Consider the following 819-nt stretch of genomic DNA (forward strand, 5'->3'; position numbering starts at 1 on the left):
CTCGTGGTCGTAAGCGCTTCCATACGCTAAACGGTCGCAACAAACCAGATGCGGCTGACGACTATGCAGAAGAGAGTTTGGCTGAAGACGATTAATAAGAAATAACCAAACGTCAGATGTTCAACAAACGTTCATCATTCGGTGTGAGTGAACGCTTCTGACCCATTTCTTCTCCTAAAGCCCAAGGGCGCGTTCTCCCGAGGGCTTTTTTAATATCTGCGCTTTTGGTGCATGGGAAATGTCGACCTATTTCGCCAGCATCGCAATCTTTTTCAAAAACGTTTCTTTTAAGTGCTCCTGCTCGTACTCTAGGTGATACGTGTTGTGGAAACCCACTTTCAGCTCCACGCCGTTGCCTCTTAAAAAGACGTTGTAACCATCGTAATCCGAGAACGCCTCCACACCTTCATAGATCTTACCGAACTCCGTTGGCGAACCGTTGTTCATGACGTTTTCGTACGCTTGTAGCACTTTGCTTGGATCCAATTCGTTTTTCATAGTGATATCCCTACCTGTTCACACGCTGTAATTATGGTTAAGGAATGATTTACCTGCCATGTACGAGGTTGAGTGAGATCAAAATATTTGAATTTTTTCCGCCACTTACCATCCAATAAACCCAGAACATCGACGCTTGATGTTTACTTTATAACTTAATTCAAGCCATAAATTTTACGCATCTATCAATGAACTCAAGTGACCAAAAAACGCTCACAAGTTAACAATTTAGCGTAAAGCAAACGTAAAACTGGTTGCAAAAGGCAACATTGGTTAAAGAAAAAGCAAAATTTTGACCTAAAACAATAGCAGTTCGCCATT

Annotated in this window: 1 protein-coding gene and 1 pseudogene; one reads left to right on the forward strand and one right to left on the reverse strand. The window is 42.1% G+C overall.

The features are described from left to right. A pseudogene (locus tag R7Z47_RS24435) lies at positions 1 to 95 on the forward strand (DUF413 domain-containing protein); the annotation flags it as partial. A gap of 151 nt (positions 96 to 246) precedes the next feature. Here the strand turns inward: R7Z47_RS24435 and R7Z47_RS24440 are convergent. Next, complete coding sequence (locus R7Z47_RS24440) at positions 247 to 498, reverse strand: DUF3081 domain-containing protein (RefSeq protein WP_005464900.1); 252 nt, start codon at positions 496 to 498, stop codon at positions 247 to 249. Positions 499 to 819: the final 321 nt, after the last annotated feature.

The sequence above is a fragment of the Vibrio sp. 1641 genome (genome assembly GCF_033339995.1).
Taxonomy (GTDB): domain Bacteria; phylum Pseudomonadota; class Gammaproteobacteria; order Enterobacterales; family Vibrionaceae; genus Vibrio; species Vibrio alginolyticus.

Excerpts from the sequence above, each read along its gene's own strand:
- R7Z47_RS24440 (WP_005464900.1), bottom strand. The coding sequence starts at position 498 with ATGAAAAACGAATTGGATCCAAGCAAAGTGCTACAAGCGTACGAAAAC.